This window comes from Chitinophaga sp. 9-1-y (assembly GCF_059511905.2).
Genome location: NZ_CM197955.1, coordinates 5,999,450 through 6,024,630, shown reverse-complemented (window position 1 = coordinate 6,024,630; position 25,181 = coordinate 5,999,450). Strand labels below are relative to the sequence as shown.

Genomic DNA, 25,181 nt, shown 5'->3' with positions numbered 1-25,181 from the left:
AATGTATATACCAGATATTGAACTACAGTCGAAAGCAGCCATCAGGGCTTACCAGGAAAAAGAAGTGATGCGCCTGCTGGGTTATCTGCGTGAGTTTTCACCCTTCTACAAATCGTGGTTTAAGAAACATGATATTGCAGCAGATAAAGTTCAATCACTGGAAGCATTCTCCCTGATTCCTCCCGTTACCAAAGAAGATTTACAGGAACATAACTGGGAATTTCTTTGTGTAGATAAAAGTAAAATAGCAGAATATACCACTACTTCCGGCACTTTGGGCCGCCCGGTAATTATTGCCCTGACGGAAAAAGACCTGCAACGATTAAGCTATAACGAATACATTTCTTTTTGTTGCGCCGATGGTACCGATAGCGATATTTACCAACTCATGCTCACATTGGACCGGCAATTTATGGCGGGCATGGCCTATTACAACGGCATCCGAAAACTGGGTGCTGGTGTACTGCGTGTAGGTCCAGGTGTACCCAGCATGCAATGGGAAAACATCCAGCGTATTAAACCTACCACTATTGTAGGCGTACCTTCTTTTATTGTAAAACTGATTGCATACGCTAAAGAACACCAGATAGATATTAACCAAACCTCCGTGAAGAAGGCAGTATGCATCGGTGAAAACATCCGTAATACAGACTTTTCGCTGAATGTGCTCGGTAAAAAGATTACAGAGCAATGGAACATTAAACTATATTCTACTTACGCCTCTACGGAAATGCAAACAGCTTTTACGGAGTGTGCAGCCGGTAAGGGCGGGCATCATCATCCGGAACTGCTGTATGTGGAATTACTGGATGAAAACAATCAGCCGGTAGCCCCCGGAGAAGAAGGCGAAGTAACCATTACCACCCTTGGCGTAGAAGGCATGCCCCTGCTACGTTACAAAACCGGCGATATCTGCCAGTATCATTACGATACCTGTAGCTGCGGCAGACACACGCTCCGGTTATCTCCCGTAATTGGTCGTAAAAAACAGATGATCAAATATAAGGGTACCACTCTCTATCCACCAGCCCTCTTCGATTTGCTGAATGATATGGAAGATGTGAAAGAATTTGTGGTAGAAGTGTTCTCCAATGAACTCGGCACGGATGAAATTTTGTTACATCTCTGGCCGAAAGAAGAATCGGAAGAAATGGACCGCAAAATAAAATCATATCTCCAGGCAAAATTGCGGGTAATTCCACAGGTAAGATATACCAATCAGCAAGACATCATGCGGATGCAGTTCCCGGAGAATAGCCGCAAGCCGGTGAAGTTTCTGGATAACAGGAATTAATGACTGGCTGATGATAATAACAAATCACAATTAATCTCTACATCATCAATCAGCGCGCCGCGGCGCTGATAAAATGTAATGGCATCTTTGTTCCAGTTGGATACCTGCCACCTTACCTTTTTACATGCCGATTGCCGGGCAATTTCAATCACGGCGTCCATTAAGCGGGTACCGATGTTATTGCCGCGGTATGCTGTCTGCACATACAAATCATCGAGGTACACCGCTTTGCCAGACCACGAATAGTAGGCAAAAAACCAGCTAGCGAAACCAATTACTTTTTCGCCATCCATTGCAATGAAGCATTGAAAATAATCTTTGTCGCGGATCATCTGTGGCAATGTGATGGCCACCTTTTCCGGTGTTTTAATAAAGATGGCAAATTCTTTAATGAGGGCATAGATTTGCGGAAAATCATGCTCAGTGGCCTTTTTGATGAGGATTTCCATGGAAGCTTTTTTTACTCAAATATTTTTAACGCTGTTAATTTGGCCGGCGTGGAGAGGGAGCCGGTAAAAAGTATCTTCAAATCTTTCTACAGCAAGAGCAAGTTCCTGTAACTCGCGTAGTTCCTTGGTGGTTAGATTTGACTCGCCTTTTTTTATTAGAAAATGTACATGCTCATGACTTCAACAGCTTTTCCCTAAAACCCCAACACCGCCAAATCTTTCGGGTTATCCAGCTTCGCGCTCTTCCTTTCTCCTCCCACCAACACGTGCACCATATTGGTTTGCGTAGGATGCCGCTCGTACAACAAGTTATCCCGCACGGCTACTTTTTGGGGCGTTGGTACATTTTCGGCTTCCAGGAAGCTCCACACGGCATCTTCTTCTATTTTATATCCAATAAAATGCAGGGGGACGTTTTTGCCATCCAGGGTAACGCTTAGGTGCTGCGAAAGGTAGGCGGCAATATAACCTTCTACCTGCTTGCGGTTAGCAGGATGGGTAATGTCGAAAGACGTTTTATACTGTGCCTTGAGTGTATTTTCCAGGTCATCGGCGAAAATGCGGCAGCTAACCTGTAGCTCTTTTTTGTCGGCGTTGTGGGCAATTTCCGTTACACTGGCATAAAAAGGATGCAAGGCCGCCATCCATAAAGTTATCCACCATTTACATAATAATAAACCCACTAGACTAGAATTTTTTTTAAAATTAACTTTTACGCTTTATACTTACCAAAATTATAGAAAAGCAGGGCAATGGACGAGTTGTATTTTCAGTTGGGTTGGCAACATATTATAAATTGGGAAGGATACGACCATATTCTTTTTGTAATAGCGTTGAGTGCCGTCTACTTGCTGCGTGATTGGAGAAAAGTGCTGGTTTTAGTGACCGCATTTACTATTGGACATTCCATTACGCTGGCTTTGAGTGTGTTACATATTATTCGTGTCCCTTCGGCGCTGGTGGAGTTCCTGATACCGGTCACCATCTGTATAACGGCGCTCTCTAACATACTTCGCCGCGATGAGGAACCGCAACAGCTACAGCTCAACTATTTTTACGCCTTATTTTTCGGGTTAATCCATGGATTAGGATTTTCGAATTACCTGAAAAGCTTGCTGGGCAGCCAGGCAAACATCGTAAAGCCGCTCCTGGGATTCAATTTGGGGCTGGAATTTGGGCAGATCATTATCGTAATGTGCATATTGCTAATATCAACCGGAATCGTGAAAATCAGGCATTTAAAACGCCGTGATTGGAACATGTTCCTTTCGTCTGCAACTTTTGGAATTGCTTTTTTAATGGTAATACAAGGCGTGAGAAGCCTGCTTTTTTAACTGTTTATGAGAAAATATCTTTACCTCGCCGGGGTACTGTGCAGCAGTTTGTACGCACAGGCGCAAAATAATCCTGGCTCCAACCATGGCAACCGCTTTGAGCAACTGGGCACCATGCTGCAAACGCCTAACATGTACCGTTCCGCCTCCGGCGCACCCGGTCCAAAGTACTGGCAGCAGCGTGCCGACTACGAAATAGACGCGCAAATCGATGATGCAAAGCAAAAGCTCACCGGCGCCGAAACCATTACTTACTTTAATAATTCTCCCGACCCGCTCACCTACTTATGGCTGCAACTCGATGAGAACGAACACGATCCCAACAGCGATAACCAGCGCTTCAACGAAAGCCGTATGTCAGATAAAATGACACTGGCTACCCTGAACAGCTTGTTACCATCTACCAAAGACCTGGGCGTGAAAATCGTGAAAATCACCGATGCAGAAGGAAAGGCCCTGCCATACACGGTTAACCAAACCATGATGCGCATCGACCTGCCTAAACCATTGATGCCGGGTGAGAAATATCGCTTCAAAGTATCCTGGTGGTATAACATCTCCGATCGTATGACCGTAGGTGGCCGTGGTGGGTATGAATATTTTCCGGAAGATAAAAATTATCTGTATACCATTACCCAGTGGTACCCACGCCTGGCGGTGTACTCCGATTTCCAGGGCTGGCAAAACAAACAGTTTACCGGCCGCGGTGAATTTGCCCTCACCTTTGGCAATTTCCGTGTACGCATGACCGTGCCCGCGGATCATATTGTAGGCGCCACCGGCGAATGCCAGAATTATAAAGAAGTGCTGACTGCTGCACAATACCAGCGGTGGCAGCAGGCCCAAACCAGCAGGGAGCCAGTGGAAGTAGTAACCCTGGACGAGGCAAAGAAAGCCATGCAGGGCAATGCTTCCAATACCAAAACATGGGTGTATGAAGCGCAGAATGTACGCGACTTTGCACTGGTATCTTCCCGTCGCATTGTATGGGATGCCATGGCAGCCAATGTGGAAGGCAACAAGGTAATGGCCATGTCGTACTACGGTCCGGAAGCTTATCCGCTTTACCGCCGCTATTCTACCAAGGTGGTAGCACATACCGTGAAATCTTACTCCAAACATACCATCCCGTATCCTTACCCGGTAGCGATCTCCGTAGAAGCTGCCAACGGTATGGAATACCCGATGATTTGCTTCAACTATGGCCGCGCGGATAAAGACGGCACCTATTCTGAATCCACCAAAAATGGTATGATCGGCGTTATTACCCACGAAGTAGGTCACAACTTCTTCCCGATGATTGTGAACTCAGACGAAAGGCAATGGACCTGGATGGATGAAGGGCTGAACACTTTCTGCCAGTTTATGGCAGAACAGGAATGGGACAGCAACTTCCCTTCCGGCCGTGGCCCTGCGCATAAGATTGTGGATTATATGAAGATGCCAAAGGATCAGCTGGAGCCGATTATGACAAACTCTGAGAACATCGTGCAGTTTGGCCCGAATGCTTACGCAAAACCGGCTACAGCCCTGAATATTCTCCGGGAAACCGTCATGGGCCGCGAACTGTTCGATTTCGCTTTCCGCGAATATGCCCGCCGCTGGGCCTTCAAACACCCTACGCCGGCAGATTTCTTCCGTACCATGGAAGATGCCTCTGCAGTTGACCTCGACTGGTTTTGGCGCGGATGGTTCTTTGGTACCGAGCCGGTAGACATCTCCCTGGATGATGTTAAATGGTATCGCATGAATGGTAATCCGGAGGAATCAGCGAAAGCCGCACAAGCTGCCTACGATAAGAATATGGATCATGTTGCCAGACAAAGAAATAAAGCGGCTGGCGTGAAATACGCAGTAGACCAGGATACCAGCCTGCAGGACTTCTACAGCAAATGGAACCGCTTTGAAGTAAGCCAGGAAGATAAGGCCGCTTACAACAGCTTTTATAATGGCCTCAGCCGGGAAGAAAAAGCCTTGTACGATAGCAAGAAGAACTTCTACCAGCTTACCTTCTCTAACAAAGGTGGCCTGGTAATGCCACTGATCATTGAGTGGACCTTTGCTGATGGTACCAGGGAAACAGATCGTATTTCTGCCTATATCTGGCGGAAAAACGAAAATGAGGTAACGAAAGTATTTGCGAAAGATAAACAAGTGGTAGCCGTAAAACTCGATCCTTTACGTGAAACAGCCGATATCGACGAAAGCAACAACAGCTGGCCCAGAGAAGCTGCTCCGTCCAAATTTGAGCTGTTTAAAGCCGAAGGAGGGGTACGTGGTGCCTCTACGGGTGACAATCCCATGAAGAAAGCAAATTCAAAATAAACAAGCTATTTTATATTTTGTGGCGGCTATCATACCAAATGATAGCCGCCTTTTTTTCAGATGTCTTAAAAATAGCTGAGTTATGAAACTACTTGCCCGCTTTTTATTGCTGATATGTTTGGTGCAAACCGCCAAAGCAGCTAATGTTGATACCGTTGCTATTTTCAGTAATAAGATGCACCGTGCTTATAAATGCGTTGTCATTACACCCGATTCCTATAAAAACGGTACGCAGCGCTACCCCGTGCTATATCTGCTACACGGCGCCTCCGGCGATTATTCAAACTGGGTAAAAAAGGTGCCCGCCGTAAAAGAACTGGCGGATGCCTATCAGCTGATGATTGTATGTCCTGATGGCGCCTACTCCAGCTGGTATTTCGACAGCCCGGTAGATAGCTCCATGCGCTTTGAAACCTATGTGGGAAAAGAAATTCCGGCCTACATAGACCAACATTACCAAACATTGCCGGAACCCGCTCACCGCGCTATTGCCGGGTTAAGTATGGGCGGTCACGGTGCTTTGTTCCTGGCTATTCGTCATTCGGATGTATTTGGTGCTGCAGGCAGTATAAGCGGAGGCGTAGATATTCGCCCGTTTCCTAAAAACTGGGATATGGCGAAACGCCTGGGCCCTCCCGGACCAGACGGGGTTAACTGGACCGACTATACGGTGATAAAACAGGTAGAGAAGCTGAAGCCGGGTACTTTATCCCTGATCATCGATTGTGGGGTGAAAGATTTCTTCATTGATGTAAACCGGGATCTGCATAAAAAATTATTACTGCTGGGTATCGATCACGACTATACGGAGCGTCCCGGCGAGCATAACTGGGATTACTGGAGTAATGCGATAAAGTATCAACTGCTGTTTTTTCATCAGTTTTTTAATAAGTAAAAAAGAAAGCCGGTCCTTAAAAAGACCGGCCATGTACGTTGTCCAATTCCTATGAAAAAATGAAATATTTGTTCTCTCTTAAAAAAGGTCCGTCAGCAGGAATACCAACGGCTATACACTTGAATGTGACCTATGTTGATTGAATGCTAAAAGGAAAATATCTTTAAGAAACGCGGGTTTTATATAATGCCGGTCCTCAACAGGACCGGCCTTTTTTATGCACGCGATTCAAAATAAGAATTTGTCTGCGATCAAGGTTCTACCACATCCCACCACAGCGGTGTTCCGGGAGAGTCTTTCTTATTAGACAGCAGTTGAGTGGCCTTCTGTACTTCTGCCTTGTTAGAAGTATACTCATCAGCAGGGAATGGTAATCTTCTGATCTGTATTTTGGTATCTACTTCACCATTGCTGTAGTTATTCACTACAGGAAACAGTTTAGGATAACCCGTTCTGCGGAATTCTGACCAGGCTTCCTGGCCTTCAGGGAAGCCAGAGATCCATTTCTGGGTGATGATGCGTTCCAGTTTTCTCTGGAAATTGTCTGCCTCATTCCATTTAATGGTCAGGTCAGTAGTGGCTGCTGCGTTGTTGGCTGCATTTAACGGATCTACGTAGTCGATCGGTTTGCTGGTGTTGTCATTCACATAATTAGCAACCGCGATGGGATCTGCTTTCCATTGGCTTAAAGAGGCGGTGATGCCTTTTTCATACAGTTGTTGTGCAGTACCACCTGCGTTGCTCCATCCTCTCAAAGCTGCTTCCGCACGGAGGAAGAAAACTTCTGAACATACCATCAGCTGTATAGGCGTGTAGTTCGTGAACGTTTTGGTTTCTGCTACTGCCGGAACTGAAAAGGCGAGGTAAGCTGGTTTAGGTTTAACTGCGGCGCCAATGCGGATACCTTTGTATTGGCCAGGATAGCCGCTGGCATGGTCAAAGAATTTAGGCAGGCGGGGATCATTATAACCTACCAGGAACGATTCCATCGCAGCGCCCATAGAGCAGTCTGTCCAGGAAGTGATGATAGTGTATAATGGGTGTCTCAAACCAAATCCGGATACCTGTACGTTGTCGCCGTTATTTTCCATTAGGCCGCCAGCAGCAGGGTTCAGGGCTTTTTCGCCTTCTGCTTTTGCGCGAACCTTATCCACTCTCGCTATACGAATGGCCAAGCGTAACCGTAAGGAGTTACAAAACTTAATCCACTCTTTATAGTCGCCACCATATACCATGTCGAATTTAGCAAAGGGTGTTAAGCTGGGATTAGCTGCTACAAACGCTTTCAGCGTAGTGTTGGCGGTATCCAGTTCTTTAAAGAAGCGATCGTAAATATCAGCCTGTGAGTCATAAGAAGAAGTAGTACCACCACTACCATAGCTGCTGTAAGGAATAGGTCCATATACGTCAGTTACCCGGTGCATGGCTTCTACTTTCAGGATGAGCGCAATGGCCCAGAAATCAGGAGCAATGATTTGCCCGCCTCTGCGCTTGATCTCATTAATCGGGCCCATTACGTTGTTGTAGGCCAGGTTGAAGGTAGAATTGTTCCAGCCGCTGATCATCGCGTACGACAGGTTATTTTGGTTACCTACGAAATCGTGCGGAGGCATCAGATAGCCGGAATAGCCATCTGCGTTCAGGTTCTGCTGCAACTGGTAATCACCGGTGGTGTTACCAAAGTTGAAGTAAATGGAAGACTGAATCTGCGGAAAATAACCTCCGATGAAGTTAAAGTCTGCCTTCAAATCATCATCACTTAAACCGGTTTTATCTGTATTGAATTCTTTAAAGTTTTTGGTACAGGCACTCATGCCCATGATGCCAGCCGCTAAAAGCACAGCAGCCAACGGGGAATATAATTTGAATCTGATCTTTTTCATCTGCTTTGATTTAAAGGTGAACATCATTAGAATCCAACATTCAGGCTCAGGCCATAGCTACGGGTAGCAGGCAAACTGAATACGTCAACACCGGAAAGACCGTTACCAGTAGACATCGTGATTTCAGGGTCGTATGGTGCTTTCTTGCTGATATACCAGAGGTTTCTGCCAATCAGGCTCACGCGGATGCTTTTCACAAAACCATGTCCCAGTGTGCTGGATGGAATAGTGTAAGCCAGCGACGCTTCACGCAGTCTGACTACGGTGCCATCATACAGGTATTCACCACTGGCGCCATCACGTCCGGCAACAGTACCATACCAGGTAGCAGCATCGATTTTAGTAACCGCTTCTTTGGTAGTAGGATTGTAGCCGTTGATTACTACGCCACCGTTTTTACGCGCATCGCCAGTTTCGGCAGATACACCGTATTTGTCCAGCATTGCTTGTGTCAGCGACATTACTTTACCACCAAATTTGCCATCTACCAGGAAGTTCAGGGCGAAATTTTTGTAAGTCAGGTTGTTGCTCCAGCCACCCTGCCATTTTGGATTTGGATTACCAATGAATTCGTTGGCAGTTACCTGAGGTTTGCCATCAGCGCCGATCACGATACGTCCCTGGTCATCACGAACCAGTTTTTTACCGAAAATATCACCATAAGAGCCACCCTTTATCAGGTTTGAACCAAAGCTGTTCGTGCCTACCGGGGTAAGTACAAACTGATCAATGTTTGGCGCCAGCTCTATGATTTTATTGGTATTCTGAGAGTAATTAAGGGTGGTATTCCAGCTGAATGTTTTGGTTTTAATTACATTATACCCCAACATGATTTCCACACCTGAGTTCTGAATATTTCCCGCGTTGATGAAACGGAAAGCGTAACCGGTTCCAGGTGGTACGGCAATCCGGAAATATTGGTTGCGGGTATTGGTTTTGTAGTAAGTAAAGTCAAAGCTTAATTTATTCTGCAGGAAACGCCATTCTGTACCTACTTCCAGTGATTTTGTTCTTTCTGGTTTCAGGTCATAGAAAGGAGTCACGTTGTTGAAGGAGAATGTTCCTCCTACAGTACCCAAGCGGGTTACCGGGTGTGTTACATACACTGGTACGGAGTTACCTACGTCAGCATAAGAGAAACGCACTTTACCATAGCTAACAGGTTCTGGTAAGTTCAGTAACTGATGTACCATTACGGAAGCACCTACGGAAGGGTAGAAGTAAGATACATTCGGTGTAAATGCCAGCTTGGAAGACCAGTCATTACGACCGGAGAAGTCCAGGAATACCAGGTCTTTAAAAGACAGGTTGATGTTACCAAATACTGCCTGTAATTGCTCGTGGTTTTCTGGCAATGTATTAATCTGACCACCTGGTTTCATGTTTTGCAGCGTAAAGAAGTTCGCCACATACAGGTCGCCGGCGAAAGAGTCTCCGGAAATACCTTTCGTTTTGATATCATTGATGCTGGTTCCGAGGAGGGCATTCAATTTGAACAGACCGAAAGACTTGTTCAGATTGACGATCAGGTCACCATACATTTGTGTGGTTGTCTGATTGTTCGTGATATAACGGCCATTAGGACCTGCCAATGTACCCTGGGTACCTGCGTAAATGTTGGCGTCATAAGTATCGTTGGTACGATCTATATTACCACGGGCTTGTACATACAACCAATCGTTGATGTCATATTTGCCTGTGATGCTGGCCAGTGTTCTGTTACGGGTAGAGAAAAGTGGGTTTTTGTTAACGATCCACCATGGGTTTTGCTGCAGATCTTCCAGATAAGCCCAGTTCTGCACATCTAACTGACGGGTCTTATCGAACAACGTATAGTTGTTTTTGTAAGGCGTAATATCCACTCCTCTTGGGAACAGGTATAAACCGGTCAGTGGGTTGAAGTACAAACCAGATACCGGGCCATTGTCCAGCTTCTGTGTAACGATATTCACATTTCCGTCCAATGTTAATTTATCGTTCAGGAACTTACCGGTTTCTCTGAAAGTAAAGTTGTGACGTTTCAGATCATTACCGGGCATGATACCTTCAGCCGAAGTGTTGGCATAAGAGATGAAAGTTTGTGCTCTTTCAGTACCACCGGAGAAATTGATGGAATTGATCCAGGTATTACCAGTGCGGAAGAAGTCTTTGGTATTATCATGCGCATTGGTAATGGCCGGGCCCCAGCTTTGCAGCGCACCGTCTGAGGTAGGACCATAGGAATTTTGAAATTTAGGTGTGTAAGCCACTTTATCCAGGGTTAAACCGCTGGAGAAATCTACTTTAGATAAACCGGCTTTACCTTTCTTGGTAGTAATCAGGATCACACCATTGGCAGCCTGGCTACCGTACAAAGCTGCTGCCGAAGCACCTTTTAATACAGACATGCTTTCAATGTCGTCTGGGTTCAGGTTAGAGATACCATCACCGCCATCGCGACCAGGAGCATAGTCAATATCACCATTACCACCCCAGGTGTTGTTAGGTTGTTGGGTACTGTAGTTGGTCATCGGGATACCATCTATTACGTACAGCGGCTGGTTGGAGCTTTGTGCAGATTTGCTACCACGGAGCGTTACTTTTACGGAACCACCTACGCCGGAACTACTTTTGCTGATAGTAATACCAGGTGCTTTACCATTGAGGGAGTTCATTACGTTCGCATCTTTAACGGTGCTGATTTCTTCGTTACCGATACGTTGTGTGGCGTAAGTGAGTGATTTGGCCGCTTTCTTTACACCCAGTGCGGTTACTACCAACTCATTTAATCCTTTTACATTTTCGTTGAGCTTAATGTTCAAAGTAGCATTGCTGCCTACGGCTACTTCTGTTGGCTCAAATCCAATAGAGCTGAATACCAGTACATCGCCGGATTTGGCGGCTATCTGGTAGGCGCCCTGGTTATTTGTTTGGGTTCCTTTCGTGGTTCCTTTTATTTGTACGGAAACACCAGGAAGTAAGGTTCCTTTGGCATCTTTTACAGTACCACTGATTTCCTTTTCCTGATAAGCGCTACGAAATGAAGATGCGGGCGACCACGCATTGCCGGCTGCCTTCACATATGCGCTGTCTGCTAATATGGAAGTGAGCGCCAGACCGGTCATAGCACACACTTTCATAAGGCGTAGGTTTTTTTTCATACTTGCCTTTTTTTTGGTTAATAAATGGGATTTGTATAATTGATTTAAACTGACCATTTTTGATAACGTGCATTGTTTAGAAAATACGGAGCCGTTAGCATGGCGTGCACCATCCTTTGCGTCCTGATTTCGTATATGTGTTACTGTTAGCTACCTGTCTGTAGGAGCGTGCAAAGCCTCATCGCCTGTGGCAACGTGTCATCCGGGTTTAGTCACAGCAGTATTTTTTGTGTTTTTCTTACATGAAATGTTGTTTTTATAACGTCCTGGATTTACAGGCTAGCATAGCTAAATGAGCGCTGAAATGTTGCGCTACAGAAAAGGAGTCGTGTGTACTTATAAAAAGTACTATCGGGTTTTAAATTTTTTTTAACTTTTTTTAAAATATTAGCGAAGGTCCCACCAGAGCGGAGTTCCGCCGGTATCGGGTCCCTTTAAAGTAGTAATGGCTCGTTTTACTGCCTGGAGGTTGGTACTTGTTTCCCGCTGCGGCATCGGCAACCGGCGGATGAATTTTTCGGTTGGAATGGTACCATTACTATTGTTGATCACTACCGGGAATAATTTAGGATAACCCGTACGGCGAAACTCACTCCATGCTTCCATGCCTTCCGGAAATCCTGCAATCCATTTCTGTGTAATAATACGTTCCAGCTTTTTGTCGCGGTCGTCGCTATCATTCCATTTAATAGTGATGGTACTTAAATGCTTGTCGCCAACAGGTACATTGTTTTCTGCATTTTGAGGATCTACATAAGGCGCCGGGGTATTGGTAGAATTATTCGTATATAGGTTAACGTTAGGTATGTTGTATTGTTTGAAAGACGCGGCAATACCCGCCTCGTAATTGGCTTGTGCGCTGCCTGCGCCTTTCCAGCCATTTAACGCTGCTTCGGCTTTGAGGAAATACGCTTCGGCGGTGGTCATAAAGAGAATCCGGTTGTCAAATTTTACCAAGGGTGAAAACCCGCTGTATTCTTCTTTCGCAGTAATCTTAATACCATTGCGGATGCCATGGTATACATTGGTACCATCATCTGTAGGTACAAAGTAATGGGATAACCGCGGATCTTTATAACCGGTAAGAATAGATTCCATCGGAGCGCTCATCCGTATATCTGCCCAGGTATAACACATAATATTTAACGGATGGGTAACCGGGGAAATATCGATGGCGAAATTGTCTTCGGGAGCGGATTGCAATAAACCCAACGGATGACTGAGCGCTGCTTCTCCTTCTTCCCGTGCCTTTTTGGGATCTACGCCGGAGATACGTATCGCCAGCCGCAGACGTAAGGTATTGGCAAACTTTACCCACTGGGTATAGTCGCCTTTATACACCAGGTCAAATGGCTGTATACGCTGTGGCGCCTTCCGGTTGATATACGCAGTCAGGGTATCTATCCCTTCTGCCAAATCTTTAAAAAAGGCATAATAAGCCTTTTGCTGGGAGTCGTATTCTATACCCATTTCTCCATTTATTTCTCCATAATGGGTATAAATAATAGGACCATACAGATCACTGATCCGATGCATCCCCTCTACTTTGATGATTTGTGCCCAGGCATAGAAATCGGGAAAAGTATCTTTGGACTTCATCTGCGCAAAATCACAGGTCTTCATCACAAAATCATAAGCCACTTCCCAGGGATGATTATTCCAGAGATATAACAATCCATAATTGGTGTTATTGATATTGCCTTCAAACGGAGTGGGCGTCATCATGTAACCGGAAAATACGTCTGCGTTCAGGTTCTGCTGCAGCTGTGCATTTGGAGGGTCATTATAAATCAGCAGGTTGAGCTGTGCCTGTGATAAAGGTTCCCCCATCAGCCGGAAGTCGGCCCTGAGTTCATCTTCATTGAAGTCGTAAGGATTGGTATTAATATCGGCAAACTTCTTCGTGCATGCGTTCGCGAATATCAATGTACATATGGCAAATAAAGCAATGATCTTCCAGTTTTTCATTTGAGGGTGTTTTTAAATGCCTAATCTTAAATTAATACCTACGCTCCGCATAGGTGGTAATCCAAATACATCTACGCCCTGCAGGCCGTTACCTGTACCCATCGATACTTCTGGATCGAAGGGGGCATGCAGTTCAAAAAAGAACAGGTTTCTGCCGATGATGCCCGCACGTACATTGCGGATCCATTTCCACTTTAAAGGAATACGGTAACTCAGGCTCAGTTCCCGTAAGCGGATATTGGTAGCGTCATACATATACATTTCGCCCACACCGGCCCGGCTGCCGATAGTGGTATAGTACGTTTGTGCATCAATTTTCCCGGGAAAAGGAGTACCGTTTTTGTAGACCGCTTTAATGTTTACGCCACCATTATCACGGGCCAGGGCACTTACTTCGCTGACGCCATACCAATCCAGCACCGCTTGTGTAACGCTCATCACTTTACCACCAAATCGTCCATCTATCAGGAAGCTCAGGTTAAGATTTTTATAGTCTATACTGTTATTCCATCCCAGGGTGAAGTCGGGGTTGGGATTGCCTACTCTTTTAAATGCATTACGGGTTTGCAGTTTACCTGCACCATCCAGCACATAGTTGCCGTTGCCATCCTTTATCAGTTCTTTGTTGGAGTAAATATCTCCCCAGGAACCACCTTCCTGGATGAAAGATCCAAACATATTCACACCAAAATCAGTCAGCACAAACATGCTGCTGCTGTCGGATCCAATAATCCTGGAGTTGGTGAGCGATACTATTTTGTTTTGATTCGTGGCAAAATTAATGGTGCTGGTCCAGGATAAGGCTTTGTTGCGTATTGGCATTACTGTTATAGTAGCTTCCAGCCCCTGGTTCTGGATATTACCGAGGTTCAGGTAATAGGTGTTATACTTGATGCCCAGTGGTGCCGGGACTTCCATGTATTGTTTGTAGTTATTATTTTTATAGAAGGTAATATCTGCCGTGATCCTGTTTTTTAGCAGGTGTGCTTCCAGTCCTATTTCAAAGGCCCGGTTATCTTCCGGTTCCAGGTTAAGACCCGGGTAAAGGATCCGTTGATTCAACACCACGCGGCTCACACCCGCCACCGTTTGCAGCGAAAACTGCGCCGGACGGGAGGCATAAGCGGCAATGTCATTACCCACCCTGGCATACGAAATCCGCGACCGCAGGAAGTCTATAGGCGCCGGCATTTTAAATACATCACTCCATACCGCCGACAATCCTGCGGAATAATAGAAGTAGCCTTTATTCATAGTAGAGGTAAAGGCGAAAGTGCTGGACCAGTCGTTGCGGCCGGTCAGATCCAGGAACAGGAAGTTTTTGAATCCTGCCTGTACATTGGCAAATAATGCCTGCAGTTGTTTTTGATCCACGCTATGCTGTGCATCCATGGAGTTACTGGTAATATTGGAAACGGCAAATTTATTCGGATAAATCAGCCCTGGATTGGCATTGGGATTGGAGCCATTGAAAGCGCGTTCATGCGCTTTGGTGTCTGTAATACTGGCGCCTAAATTGCCCGCCAGGTGCAGCCATTTATTTATTTTATGGCTGGCATTTACCATCAGGTCGCCGTACAACTGGGTATTGAATTCTTTTTCCAGCGTATAGCGCCCGTTTAAGCCGGACAATACAATCTGTGTACCGGCGTAGGCTTCCAGCTCATACTGATCGAGTGATTTATCGAAGTTGGCGCGTCCTTTTACGGATAGCCAGTCGTTTAACTGCCAGGTGAGCGATAAGGTGGCCAGTCCCCGGTAGCGGGTGTCGAGCCGGATATTGCGGCGTAATGCCCATATCGGGTTTTGTTGATCATCCTGGCCTATCCAGCCTTTGTCAGCCCGTATATTCCACCAGTTTTGCAAATAAAGACTTCTGCCGGCGTCGTAATATTCGAAGTTGTTTTTATAGTAATCGAAATCCTGTCCTCTTGGAAATACATATAGCCCTGAAATAGGGCTGTAGTATAAACCGGAAGAGAGCCTGTTTTCGGTGTTTTGTGCGGTAAATGATACGTTGGCATCCATCAGCAGTTTTTCATTCAGCAATTTTAATGTTTCGCGGAAGTTGACGGTATGCCGGTTAAATTTATTGCTGGGCAGTATGCCTTTGTTGGTGGTATTGGCGTAAGAAAAATAACTCTGGGCTGTTTCGGTGCCGCCACTGAAGGCGATAGTGTTGGTCCAGGTGGAACCGGTGTTATAAAAATGCTTCACATGATCGGGCACCTGGGTGGATTTGCCCCAGCTGCCAAGGGAGCCGGGTTGGGCAACACCTACACGGTCCGGCCCCGGTGGATCTGTCTGCGCATAGCGGTATTGCAGTGAAGGTAGGAGGGAAGGGCTTTCGCGGGTATAATCCGAGGAAACATCTATTTTACTTCTGCCGGCTTTGCCTTTTTTGGTAGTAATGAGAATGACGCCATTTGCTGCCTGGCTGCCATATAAAGCAGCGGCAGAAGCACCTTTCAGGATACTGATGCTTTCAATGTTATCGGGGTTGATATTGGAAATGCCATCGCCGCCATCTCTGCCACCGGCGCCAATGATGTTGTGGGATTGTCCCCATACATCTGCTGGTTGGGAAGGGGTGTAGTTGGCATAGGGTACGCCATCAACAATGTATAATGGTTGATTTTCCCGCGTTGATTTATTACCCCGTAATACCACTCTAACGGAACCGCCTATACCGGAGGCGCTGCGGGTAATGGTAGCACCAGCGGTTTTACCACTCAGGGAATTCATGACGTTGGCATCTTTTACGAGTTGTACGTCATCACCATCCAGTTGTTGGGTGGCGTAGGGGAGTTCTTTGGCTCTTTTTTGCAGGCCCAAGGCGGTTACTACCAGCTCATTCAGCGCTTTCACATTTTCCTGCAGGCGTATGTTAAGGTCATTTTCCGTGCCTACCAATACTTCACGGGTGAGAAAACCGACACTGCTGAATACAAGCATATCGCCGGTGCTGGCTTTTATAGTAAAACCAGCATCGGCGTTTGTTTGGGTTCCTTTATTCGTGTGTTTAATCTGTACCGTTACTCCAGGAAGGGGCGTGCCTTTGTTGTCGCGTACTATTCCTGTTATGTCTCTTTCCAGTGATACATGATTCAGCAGATCTACAGTGGGTGAGGTTTTGTTGTCACTTGCTGCGCCTACAATGATCTTGTTGTTGATTCGGGTAAACTTTAATCCTGATTGGGCCGACATTAACGCGAGCACTTCGTCGATGGGTGTTTTGGTGCAATTTAACGTGATCTTTTTCTTCAGGTTTAGATCGGCCTTGTCGTAATGAAAGTTTAGCCCTGTTTTTGCCGAAATTTCGGTCATTACGTCTTCCAGGTTTTTATTTTTTACCTGGATGGTGACGACAGTCGGGGGCGGGTCGGGTGTTTGCCAAAAAGCACTAGTCGTTGTGTACAAGCCCCCCGCCAACAAAAGCGTCAGCATCAACCCCATGGATACAAACCATTTCATGAGGCATGGCCTTACCCTCATATGGACTAGTTTTTATTTTGCAGATAAACAGTATCGTTTTTAATGGTATAAGAAAGTGATTTAGCCAGGCTGATGATATCCATTACTTCTTTCAGGTTTTCATTTTTGAAAGAGCCGGTATAATTCCATTCTTTTTTATTGCTTTCATTCATAACGGTAACACCATAACGATTTTCTATACCTGTTACTAACTCACTGTAAGGGGCATCTCTGAATACGAGGTAGCCTTGTTTCCAACCGGTGATTTCTTCTGGTTTATTGAAATTGGTTTTAATGATACTGAGCGAAATACGGTCGTAGCTGAGCTGTTCGCTGGGAAGCAGGATCAGGGAGCCACTTTTATTCAATTGATCTACTTTTACTTTTCCACTGACGAGGGCTACGACTACTTTATTTTCGCTGGAATAGGCCCTGATATTGAAAGAAGTGCCCAAAGCGGTGGTGGCCAGTTCTCCGGCATTTACCACGAATCTTTTATGCGGGTCAGTAGCTACATTAAAGAAAGCCTCTCCTTCTTCCAGGACAATGGTACGGCTACTGTCGCTGAAATGTTCCGGGTAGCGCACTTTGCTGCTGCCATTGAGGCTGATGGTACTGCCATCTTCCAGGGTAATATCTTCTTTATGTGCTTTGGTAGTGGTAATTTCTACAAATCCGTTGCGCACCACGCGGTTCGACTGATTCACCGCCAGTGGTGCAGTGGGCGTTGTGGCAGGGCTGCCCGCTTGTTTGGCAGGCTGATTAAACCAGAACAATCCCGCGGCGATTAACACGGCTGCTGCGGCCGCTGCATACCAGTAACGGGCGTTCATCCGGCGCACTTTCGGTGCCGGCGCAATGTGCTGGTTCAGCTGCAGTTTAATCTGATCCAGTTCCCGGTCAAGCTCTTTTTCTTCTATGTAGGTGGACTGATGACGATTGATATTCTCAAACCATTGTTCTACAATAGCCGCTTCCTCCGGTGAGCAAATCCCCTGATTATATCGCTCCAGCAATATTTTTATCTGTTCTGTGTCCACCTTGTTGGCGTTTTATGTGTTCTTAAGTCGTAATAACGTGGAAAAGGTACCATTGTACCTGCCTGTTTTTTTTCGTGGTTAAACGTTTTTGCACCGGATACCGGCGCCCAACCGGTTAAGCCGTAATAAAGTAGATGAAAAGCAAAATGATGATAAGGTCTGTTCTGGCGTAGTTGGCCCTTAATATCTTTAATGCTTTGGTAATCTGGTTTTTAACTGTTTGTTGAGACAGCCCTAAATGGGTGGATATCTGTTCTACGGTCAGATTTTCGAAGCGGCTGAGCATAAAAATTTCTTTCATGCGCTCCGGTAAGTGGTTGATCGCTTCAAACAGTTCCTGGGTGCGGGCTTTATTGTCCACGGTTTCCGTAATAGAATGCGGCTGTGCATCGAAATGCTCGATCAGTTGCTGCAAGTATTTGCGGTACGTGGCGTTTTTGCGGTAAATGTCTATGATTTTGTGACGGGCTACCTGGTACAGGTATGCTTTGAGCGACTCTTTCAGCACTAAGGAATGCCGTTTTTCCCATAAGGAAATAAAGAGCTCCTGCAGTACGTCTTTGCTGATCTCTGCCGCATCCAGTTTGCTGTGTATGAATAAATACAATAGCTTACTATAGCGGTCGTAGATGGCATTGAAGGCAGCGCAATCATCGCTTTTAAGCAGCGATACTAACTGGTTATCTGAATAACTGCTGTACATTGAATTACAGTAGTAATTAAGTGTTTTGGTTGATAATTACTAAGATTGAATGTAAGAAGAAAATTTTGATAATTTCATATTTGGTTACTTACTTTTTAAAATAACTAAATAACCAAATAATAAAATAATTATATTTTTATCATGCTTCCTTCAGTCGTAATTCGTTCTTGTATTCTTTCGGTGTTTTACCTACTATTTCCTTAAAGAAACGGTTGAAGTTAGAAAGATTCTTAAACCCGCAGGAATAAGCGATTTCGGCGATAGACCAGTCTTCTTCTGTTAAACGCTTACAGGCGTGTCCAATGCGTACTTCATTCAAAAACTGTACAAAGGATTTTTTAGTGCGGTTCTTAAAGAAACGGCAAAATGATTGTGGCGATAAATTGGTGATGCTGGCTACATCCTGCAGTGATATTTCTTTGGAGAAGTTATTCATTACATATTTGAAAACTTCGTCAATCTTATGGTTATCCTTTACATTGTAGGCATGTGAATAACCTGTGCTGGCCAGGTAATAGCAATCGCGTGTTTCTGATAACGTTTTTAAGATGTGTAACAGGGAGATAATCCTGTCGAGCCCTTCTTTTCGTGGCAGTGCCAGGATCTCCGGCTTCAGCAGTTCATGCGTGGCGCCGGTGATTTTCATACCCCGCTGGGCACGATGGAATAGCTCGGTGAGCGCCTTCGTTTCCGGCAATCCATAAAATTTCTCACCGAAAATATCTTTAGGGAAATAAATCACTACAGACCTGGCTTTCAGGTTGTCGTCTCCCTTATAATATTCCTCCTCATTATACCACACATGCGGTATATGCGGACCAAGAAACACCATGTCGCCTTCTTCAAAGCTTTCGATGCTGTCACCCACTATTCTCTTCCCGTGGCTTTCCGTAACATATACCAGCTCACACTCCGGGTGGAAGTGAAACGGCGTATTAAAATAAGGATCACTTCTCTCTATTATCGTGATCTGGTTATCGGCAAAAGCCCCCACTTTAATAAGGATGGGTTTCATTCATGTATTAATTTAAGCTACTATATTACTGTGGCAGTCCTATACTTTATTACCATAGCGATTATTTCCCCATCGTGGAACCTGATTTGTGTAGGTGAGCAGTATTGAGAACATCCTATGAATGACGCCAAATTAGTGAAAAGTGGTTAAAAAAACATCATTCTTTCTAAAATAACCAATTTATGTGATACACGACTGACACAACCCCGCTGATAAGTTTTTAGCAGTTCCTTGGAATAATTAGTACAACAACGTAATTTCCAACTTCATTTTGTAATTTAGGCGAGGCTAAATCGATATAGCATTTTATTTTCTATGAAAGGGATCTCTATTAAAGATATTGCAAAGCAAGCCGGAGTATCTCCTACCACGGTATCTTTTGTATTAAATGGAAAAGCAAAGGAGAAGAGAATCAGTGAACAGGTAAGCAAAAAAATACAAAAGATTGCGACCCGGCTTAAATATAAGCCTAACCAGCTGGCGCGCGGCCTGCGCACCGGAAAAACCAAAACCATCGGTTTAATAGTGGAAGATATTGCCAATAACTTCTTCGCTTCACTCGCCAAAGTAGTAGAAGACGAAGCAGATAAATACGGCTATAAAGTACTCTACGGCAGCACAGAAGATAATACCGAAAAAGCAAAAGGATTACTGGAAGTACTCAAGTACAGACAGGTAGATGGTTACATCATCACCCCCACCAAAAACCTGGACAAAGAAATTGAATTGCTCCAAACCGCTGCCAAACCACTGGTGCTTATGGACCGCTACTTCCCACATGTAAGTAGCCATTATGTAGTACTCGACAACTTCAAAGGCGCCTACGATGCTACCGCACACCTGGCTAAACAAGGATATAAAAAAATAGCCATCGTTACCATCGCTTCTGATCAAACACAGATGAAAGACCGCCTCGACGGTTTTACCGCCGCACTCAAAGACCACAAAATTCCCTTCAATAAATCACTCGTAAAGCGACTACCTTTCGACCTCGACCGCGAAAGCTTCAACAATGAAATAAAAAAATTCCTGACTTCTATAAAAGATATAGATGCCGTATTCTTTGCCACCAACTACCTGGGGATCTCCGGCATTGAAAGTATCCGCTCCCTGGGATGGAAAATAGGAAAGGAAATTGGCCTCGTAGGATTCGATGATCATGATCTGTTCCGCCTGCACAGCCCTTCTATCACCTGTGTTTCCCAACCTATCCACGCCATCGGAAAACACATTGTGGACGTGTTGATGAGTGAACTAAATCACCCTTCCGCCCACACGCAGCAAATTGTATTGGCACCTGAACTGATTGTCAGGGAATCTTCCTCCCGCACATAAATCACATTTGTAAATAAAATTTATTGACAACGCCGGCAACACGCTGGCGTTTTTTTATGTACCTGCCAACACTTTTTTAGTTAGGAGTGTTAATAATATTATTACCAAAACAATCTAACAATCCAATAACCCAATAACCCAATAACCATGTAGAAATTTCCATCAACCATCTAAATCCTGTTATCCCTCACTATGAATGAACTCCTATTCTGGGGCTAACTGGCGCCGTAACGGTTACCTGGTACTCACGCCGGTGAATTATAAAAACAATGAAACCAATGGGCAAATTCCACGGCGTTTACATTATCCCCGTGGTGACTATGACGTAAACGCAACGAATATAGAAGTATCCAATGCGATACAGGGACCGGATGTTTTTATGACGCTGGTTTGGTGGGATAAACCATAAAAAATTTAGATCTGTCAGATGCTATGTAAAAAGGTTGCTTTCGAAAGGGAAGCAACCTTTTTTGTGCAGGTTGCCTGTAAATCCTTTGTAGTAAATGGTTTTGAAGGAATGATTCACAAGTTTAATTTGTTGTTAACCAGTGGTGTGGATAAAAAAAATAACGAATAAAGGGTAATGCCTACGTTTATTATCGCCTGATTTCAACAAATATTTTTTGATGCTATTTTCATTAAGTGAGATAGTATTTTCACTTTCTTAACGAGTCGTTAACGGAAAATAAAAAAATTGTTAAATCTTTTTTGCACTTCTCGTAAATATCCCTAAGTTTGAAAATGATATTCTGATTGACATGTAACACTTGGTGTGAATAGAAAAAGTGAAAGCGAGATACCAGTTTTTTTTTAGACTGTTTTGCTAAAACGTTTTACCTGTAGTATGTTGTCAAAATAACAATTAATGCCAATGGAGTAATTCCATTTTGAAATTTAAGGCGGAAACCAAGTATTTATCATCGGGATTCTTGTGCAATGCAGGGACCTGTGGTAGCGGAATCTCCATGCCTTTTTTGCTTATGTGTCTGATTCACTTGTTATAATTCACTAAACCAAAAGGAAGCTATGCGAAGATCACTTCTTCTCACCACGTTGCTTTTCTTATGCTGCTGTATCACTGCATGGGCGCAGGATAACAAAGCTATTACGGGCACCGTAAAAGATGAAAAAGGAACACTTTTACCTGGAGTAACCGTAAAAGAGAAAAACAGTTCCAACGGAGCAACTACAGGCGCCGATGGAAGTTTCAAAATTCAGGTAGCACCCGGTGCCACCATTACTTTTTCCTACATAGGATTTATCAACCAGGATGTAGCTGTTAATGGACAGGCTACCTTGAACATCGTATTAAAAGAAGACAATAAGAATCTGAACGAGGTGGTAGTTACTGCCATGGGTATTAAGAGAGAAGCGAAGGCATTGGGCTATGCGGTAAGTACAGTAAGTTCCAAAGAAATTACGGAAAGCGGTGCCACCAACTTTGCTTCGGCATTGTATGGTAAAGCTGCCGGAGTAAAAGTCGTTACTGCTCCCGGTGGCGCTTCCAGCGGTGTATCTGTTCAGGTAAGGGGTGTATCCTCTGTGGCCCTGAATACACAGCCACTGTACGTTGTAGATGGTGTGCCGTTGAGAAACTTCAACGATCCTACCACTAACAGCTTCGGTACTTCCGGAGGAAGAGTAGATGGTAATGGCGCATTGGATATTAACCCGGAGGACATTGAGTCCCTGACTGTGTTGAAAGGTGCCAGTGCTACTGCTTTGTACGGCTCTGAAGCTAATAATGGCGTAATCGTTATTACTACTAAAAAAGGTACCAAAGGCCGCGGTCTGAATGTAGATGTAAACTATGTTTACAATCAGGAAAGACTGGCAATGGTTCCGGATTATCAGAACGAATACGGACCTGGTTACGATGCTGCTACCAACCTGCAGGTTGGTGCGGATTCCGATGGCTGGATCAAGGACGCTAATGGAGCGATGCACCCTTACTACCGTTCCTATGATCAATTCGGTCCTAAGTTCGATGGTCGTGATGTAAGATACTGGGATGGTACTACCCGTAAATATGTTGCGCAAAAAGATAATTATAAAAACTTCTTCCAGAAGGGATACAACTCTGCTGCAAACGTTGCTGTTTCCAACGCAGGCGATATGGGTAGCTTCCGTTTTTCTTACAATCGCTTAGATTATAAGAGCATCATGCCTGGAAGTAATATGTACAAAAATAACTTCAACTTAAATGGTACATTGAAACTGAGTGACAGGGTGAGCGTAGATATCGTATCTACATACAATAATACCTTTGTACACAATCGTCCCAATGTGATGAGCAACATATTCGGCTCATTCGATGGCTTCTTTAGCCGCTTCGATGATATGAGTACGTTCTTCAACAAATACCAAACCACTAACGGGTATAAATATGTTGACCCAAACAACAATCAGTACGATCAAGACCAAAAGCTGGCATACCGTTTCAGGGCTACTAATCTGATGGATTATCTGTGGAATAACCTGCGTAACAGTTACGACGAAACACAGAACCGCTTTATCAACAGCGCTACGCTGAATGTAGGTATTCTGAATAACCTGCGCTTCAGAGGTAGATTGGGTGGTGATTTCACAAATGTGGCCACTACTGATCAGCAATTTAACACGAAGCCTTCCATCTACGGATTTACCGGTCAATATGCAATCAATAACCGTAACAACAATTCATTCTATGGAGACGCGATGTTGATTTATACACCTAAAGTATCCAAAGACCTGGATGTTACGGTTACTGGTGGTTATATGGGCCGTAAGCAGACTTACAAAAACATGTATACCCAAACCAAAGGCGGTTTGATGGAAGAAAATTGGTTTAGCTTGGCTAACTCCGCTGACCCAATTTATGCGACAGGTGTTCGTGCCAAGCAAATTGATGTTGCTGGTTTTGGTATGTTAAACCTTGCCTATAAAGGCTTCCTGTTCCTGGAAGGAACCGGTCGCTATGAATCAACTTCTACCTTACCAGTAAAGAATAACAAATATTTCTACCCGTCTGTGAACGCAGGTTTCCTGTTGTCAGAAGTGGCTAAGCTGCCTTCTTTCATTGATTATGCGAAGATCCGTGGTTCGTTCGGTCTGGTTGGTAACCACCCGACTATGTATCAGTCTAACGTGGCATATACGCCATATATCGTTACGCTGAGTAAAAACAATATTCCTTATCAGCAAAGCAACCCTAGTTCTTTCGGTAATGAAGAGCTGCAATCTGAAAGAAAACGGGAAGTGGAATTTGGTTTGGAAACCAGGTTGTTCAAGAATAAAATTGGTGTAGACTTTAGTTACTACAACAACAAGATCATGAACCAGATCCTGTACATGACTACCCCAGGATCTGCTGGTGCCACTTCTCAGATCATGAATGCTGGCGACCTGACTAACTATGGTTTTGAAACAGCTATTAATGCCAGCCCGATTACAACTAAAGATTTTCGCTGGACTACCCGCTTCAACTTTGCGATCAACAGAAACAGGTTGGCTGCACTGAGAGATGGTCAGACTACGCTGACAATGAACCCATATGATGGTGGTTACTTGTTGATCAGATCTAATATTGGCGAATCTTTGGGTAATATCTATGTACACCCTGCTAACAAAGATGCCAATGGCAACAAGATCGTAAACCAGGACGGTATTTACACTACCAACACCGGTGCTTATGAATATGCTGGTAACATCATGCCTAAAGTAGTTGGTGGTTTCTCCAACTCCCTTAACTATAAAAACTTTACACTCGACTTTACCCTGGATTATCGTTTAGGTGGTAACCTGGTATCTATTCCTTACTACTATCAAATCGGTGCAGGTATGTTTAAAAGTACCCTGCAGTACAGAGATGCAGCTCATGGTGGTATTTCCTACGATCCGATTGACTATGCTTCCGGCAACCTGGTGGCTAATCCAAATGGCTCTAAGCACGACGGGGTGATCCTGCCGGGTGTAACTGCCGATGGCAAAAAGAATGAAAAAGTGATTACCGCTGCACAATACTACATGAACCAGTATGATTGGCAAACCAATGGATTGTATGAAAATGCGGTATTCAAGAACAGCTATGTCAAATTACGTGAGGTAACACTGGCTTACAATATGCCTAAGCGCATTGTTGAGAAAATGCACTTCCAGTCCCTGCAGGTGTCACTGATCGGTAGAAACCTGTTCTACTTGTGGAAAACCCTGCCTAAAGGTCTGGACCCTGAAGTAGCAGTAGGTTCTTCCTGGTTAAGTCAGGGAGTTGATGGTGGAACTATGGGGCCAACAAGGAGCTTGGGTGCCAGCATCCGTGCCCGTTTCTAGTAGGATACTGATTTGTAA

Annotated in this window: 16 protein-coding genes; 7 read left to right on the top strand and 9 right to left on the bottom strand. The window is 44.7% G+C overall.

Annotated elements, in window-relative coordinates; all coding sequences use genetic code 11:
- Position 1 precedes the first annotated feature (1 nt).
- Positions 2–1,294: a flexirubin biosynthesis putative acyl-CoA ligase FlxY gene (gene flxY, locus AC5ZC7_RS23670; protein ID WP_496158561.1), complete on the top strand. Its 1,293-nt coding sequence runs from the start codon at positions 2–4 to the stop codon at positions 1,292–1,294.
- On the opposite strand, the gene AC5ZC7_RS23665 is transcribed toward flxY, so the two are convergent.
- Together AC5ZC7_RS23665 and AC5ZC7_RS23660 are read right to left on the bottom strand one after the other, a co-directional pair.
- Entirely contained in the window at positions 1,291–1,743 is a 453-nt protein-coding gene (locus AC5ZC7_RS23665) for a GNAT family N-acetyltransferase (RefSeq protein ID WP_496158562.1), read from the bottom strand. The two genes, flxY and AC5ZC7_RS23665, sit on opposite strands and share 4 nt — an antisense overlap.
- A 194-nt stretch (positions 1,744–1,937) precedes the next feature.
- Positions 1,938–2,426: a DUF6702 family protein gene (locus tag AC5ZC7_RS23660; RefSeq protein WP_496158563.1), complete on the bottom strand. Its 489-nt coding sequence runs from the start codon at positions 2,424–2,426 to the stop codon at positions 1,938–1,940.
- Positions 2,427–2,495: 69 nt separating this feature from the next.
- On the opposite strand from AC5ZC7_RS23660, the gene AC5ZC7_RS23655 reads away from it, so the two are divergent.
- The 3 genes from AC5ZC7_RS23655 to AC5ZC7_RS23645 all read left to right on the top strand — a co-directional run bounded on the left by AC5ZC7_RS23655 (position 2,496) and on the right by AC5ZC7_RS23645 (position 6,297).
- Positions 2,496–3,077: a HupE/UreJ family protein gene (locus AC5ZC7_RS23655; protein ID WP_496158564.1), complete on the top strand. Its 582-nt coding sequence runs from the start codon at positions 2,496–2,498 to the stop codon at positions 3,075–3,077.
- A gap of 6 nt (positions 3,078–3,083) precedes the next feature.
- A complete protein-coding gene (locus tag AC5ZC7_RS23650; protein ID WP_496158565.1) occupies positions 3,084–5,402 on the top strand; it encodes a M1 family aminopeptidase in 2,319 nt (772 codons plus the stop codon).
- An 82-nt stretch (positions 5,403–5,484) separates the two neighbouring features.
- Positions 5,485–6,297 carry an alpha/beta hydrolase-fold protein gene (locus AC5ZC7_RS23645; RefSeq protein WP_496158566.1) on the top strand — a complete coding sequence of 271 codons (813 nt, stop codon included), beginning with the start codon at positions 5,485–5,487 and terminating at the stop codon, positions 6,295–6,297.
- 251 nt (positions 6,298–6,548) lie between these two features.
- Here AC5ZC7_RS23645 and AC5ZC7_RS23640 read toward each other — a convergent pair whose 3' ends face one another.
- The 7 genes from AC5ZC7_RS23640 to AC5ZC7_RS23610 form a co-directional block, all read right to left on the bottom strand.
- Positions 6,549–8,180 (bottom strand): SusD/RagB family nutrient-binding outer membrane lipoprotein, encoded by a 1,632-nt coding sequence (locus AC5ZC7_RS23640; protein WP_496158567.1) that lies wholly within the window; start codon positions 8,178–8,180, stop codon positions 6,549–6,551.
- A 26-nt stretch (positions 8,181–8,206) separates the two neighbouring features.
- Positions 8,207–11,320: a SusC/RagA family TonB-linked outer membrane protein gene (locus tag AC5ZC7_RS23635; protein ID WP_496158568.1), complete on the bottom strand. Its 3,114-nt coding sequence runs from the start codon at positions 11,318–11,320 to the stop codon at positions 8,207–8,209.
- Positions 11,321–11,707: 387 nt separating this feature from the next.
- Positions 11,708–13,288, bottom strand: a complete 1,581-nt coding sequence (locus tag AC5ZC7_RS23630) for a SusD/RagB family nutrient-binding outer membrane lipoprotein (RefSeq protein WP_496158569.1) — start codon at positions 13,286–13,288, stop codon at positions 11,708–11,710.
- A gap of 12 nt (positions 13,289–13,300) precedes the next feature.
- Positions 13,301–16,783 (bottom strand): SusC/RagA family TonB-linked outer membrane protein, encoded by a 3,483-nt coding sequence (locus AC5ZC7_RS23625; RefSeq protein ID WP_496158570.1) that lies wholly within the window; start codon positions 16,781–16,783, stop codon positions 13,301–13,303.
- Positions 16,784–16,788: 5 nt separating this feature from the next.
- Positions 16,789–17,802 carry a FecR domain-containing protein gene (locus tag AC5ZC7_RS23620; RefSeq protein ID WP_496158571.1) on the bottom strand — a complete coding sequence of 338 codons (1,014 nt, stop codon included), beginning with the start codon at positions 17,800–17,802 and terminating at the stop codon, positions 16,789–16,791.
- Between the two features lie 115 nt (positions 17,803–17,917).
- Complete coding sequence (locus AC5ZC7_RS23615) at positions 17,918–18,505, bottom strand: RNA polymerase sigma factor (RefSeq protein ID WP_477075541.1); 588 nt, start codon at positions 18,503–18,505, stop codon at positions 17,918–17,920.
- Between the two features lie 139 nt (positions 18,506–18,644).
- Positions 18,645–19,520 (bottom strand): helix-turn-helix domain-containing protein, encoded by an 876-nt coding sequence (locus tag AC5ZC7_RS23610; RefSeq protein WP_496158572.1) that lies wholly within the window; start codon positions 19,518–19,520, stop codon positions 18,645–18,647.
- A gap of 315 nt (positions 19,521–19,835) precedes the next feature.
- Between AC5ZC7_RS23610 and AC5ZC7_RS23605 the strand changes: the two genes are divergently transcribed.
- The 3 genes from AC5ZC7_RS23605 to AC5ZC7_RS23595 all read left to right on the top strand — a co-directional run bounded on the left by AC5ZC7_RS23605 (position 19,836) and on the right by AC5ZC7_RS23595 (position 25,163).
- Complete coding sequence (locus tag AC5ZC7_RS23605; protein ID WP_496158573.1) at positions 19,836–20,855, top strand: substrate-binding domain-containing protein; 1,020 nt, start codon at positions 19,836–19,838, stop codon at positions 20,853–20,855.
- A 196-nt stretch (positions 20,856–21,051) separates the two neighbouring features.
- On the top strand, positions 21,052–21,264 hold the full coding sequence (locus AC5ZC7_RS23600; RefSeq protein ID WP_496158574.1) for a SusD/RagB family nutrient-binding outer membrane lipoprotein: 213 nt from the start codon (positions 21,052–21,054) through the stop codon (positions 21,262–21,264).
- Positions 21,265–21,881: 617 nt separating this feature from the next.
- A complete protein-coding gene (locus tag AC5ZC7_RS23595) occupies positions 21,882–25,163 on the top strand; it encodes a SusC/RagA family TonB-linked outer membrane protein (RefSeq protein ID WP_496158575.1) in 3,282 nt (1,093 codons plus the stop codon).
- Positions 25,164–25,181: the final 18 nt, after the last annotated feature.

What these genes read in the sequence shown, in the direction of transcription:
- AC5ZC7_RS23655 (WP_496158564.1), top strand. Translation starts at nt 2,496, where the DNA reads ATGGACGAGTTGTATTTTCAGTTGGGTTGGCAACATATTATAAATTGG.
- AC5ZC7_RS23665 (WP_496158562.1), bottom strand. Translation starts at nt 1,743, where the DNA reads ATGGAAATCCTCATCAAAAAGGCCACTGAGCATGATTTTCCGCAAATC.
- AC5ZC7_RS23630 (WP_496158569.1), bottom strand. Translation starts at nt 13,288, where the DNA reads ATGAAAAACTGGAAGATCATTGCTTTATTTGCCATATGTACATTGATA.
- AC5ZC7_RS23625 (WP_496158570.1), bottom strand. Translation starts at nt 16,783, where the DNA reads ATGAGGGTAAGGCCATGCCTCATGAAATGGTTTGTATCCATGGGGTTG.
- AC5ZC7_RS23635 (WP_496158568.1), bottom strand. Translation starts at nt 11,320, where the DNA reads ATGAAAAAAAACCTACGCCTTATGAAAGTGTGTGCTATGACCGGTCTG.
- AC5ZC7_RS23605 (WP_496158573.1), top strand. Translation starts at nt 19,836, where the DNA reads ATGAAAGGGATCTCTATTAAAGATATTGCAAAGCAAGCCGGAGTATCT.
- AC5ZC7_RS23650 (WP_496158565.1), top strand. Translation starts at nt 3,084, where the DNA reads ATGAGAAAATATCTTTACCTCGCCGGGGTACTGTGCAGCAGTTTGTAC.
- AC5ZC7_RS23615 (WP_477075541.1), bottom strand. Translation starts at nt 18,505, where the DNA reads ATGTACAGCAGTTATTCAGATAACCAGTTAGTATCGCTGCTTAAAAGC.
- AC5ZC7_RS23640 (WP_496158567.1), bottom strand. Translation starts at nt 8,180, where the DNA reads ATGAAAAAGATCAGATTCAAATTATATTCCCCGTTGGCTGCTGTGCTT.
- AC5ZC7_RS23595 (WP_496158575.1), top strand. Translation starts at nt 21,882, where the DNA reads ATGCGAAGATCACTTCTTCTCACCACGTTGCTTTTCTTATGCTGCTGT.
- AC5ZC7_RS23645 (WP_496158566.1), top strand. Translation starts at nt 5,485, where the DNA reads ATGAAACTACTTGCCCGCTTTTTATTGCTGATATGTTTGGTGCAAACC.
- flxY (WP_496158561.1), top strand. Translation starts at nt 2, where the DNA reads ATGTATATACCAGATATTGAACTACAGTCGAAAGCAGCCATCAGGGCT.
- AC5ZC7_RS23610 (WP_496158572.1), bottom strand. Translation starts at nt 19,520, where the DNA reads ATGAAACCCATCCTTATTAAAGTGGGGGCTTTTGCCGATAACCAGATC.
- AC5ZC7_RS23600 (WP_496158574.1), top strand. Translation starts at nt 21,052, where the DNA reads ATGAACTCCTATTCTGGGGCTAACTGGCGCCGTAACGGTTACCTGGTA.